Here is an 899-nt window from a genome sequence, read left to right as displayed (position 1 = left end):
CGCGGCCGCCGCTTACGACCAGCTCGAAACCCTGCCGCCGGTGCGCACCCCCGCGGCGCGTGAGGTTCTGCGCGGCCGGGTGCTCGCGAGCCTCGGCGACGTCAACGCCGCGCTCGCGGCCTATGAGGCGGCGGCCCGCTCGGCCGATCCCCAGTCGGTGGCGGAAGCGGAGCTCCGCGGGGTCGGTCTGGCCGCCGCCGAGCACCGCATGGGCGCCGACGAGGCCATCCGCCGGCTGGAGAGCCTCGTCACCGGCTGGCGCGGCGACTGGATCGAGGCGGAGGGACTGGAGAAGCTCGCCGGCTTCTACGCCGACGCCGAACGCTGGCGCGACGCCTTCGCGACGCTCCGCACCGCGGTGGAGGCCTTCCCCGACGGCGCGCGCATCCGCGCGCTGCAGGACCGCATGCAGGTCCGGTTCACCGAACTCTTTCTCGGCGCCGCCATCGATCGCCTGCCGAAGCTCGAGGCCCTGTCGCTGTTCTACGACTTCCAGGATCTGGTGCCCCCCGGCCGCCGGGGCGACGAGGTGGTGCGCCGCCTTGCCGACAAGCTGGTGGACGTGGAGCTGCTGGACCAGGCCACGGCCCTGCTCGAATACCAGATCGACAACCGCCTCAAGGGCGCAGCGCGGGCGCAGGTGGGCGCGCGGGCGGCGCTGGTGGCGCTGATGAACGGCAAGCCGGCCGAGGCCGCGCGCCTGCTGCAGAAGACCCGGCAGGCGGACCTGCCGCGCTCGCTCGCCCGCTCCCGGCTGGTGCTGGAGGCGCGCGCGCTCGCCCAGAGCGGGCGGGTGGATCTCGGCGTCGAGATCGCCGAGGGGGTCGAGGGCGCGGACGGGGCGCGGCTGAAGGCCGACATCCTCTGGAGCGCCCGGCGCTGGGGCGACGCGGGCGAGG

At 75.3% G+C, this 899-nt stretch carries 1 pseudogene; it reads left to right on the top strand.

Annotated features, from left to right (window positions below):
• A pseudogene (locus ACFQ4O_RS17885) lies at window positions 1-899 on the top strand (hypothetical protein); the annotation flags it as partial.

This window comes from Methylopila musalis (assembly GCF_042679725.1).
GTDB lineage: Bacteria > Pseudomonadota > Alphaproteobacteria > Rhizobiales > Methylopilaceae > Methylopila > Methylopila musalis.
The sequence above is the reverse complement of the archived record's forward strand: the minus strand, read 5'-3'. Positions and strand labels throughout refer to the sequence as shown.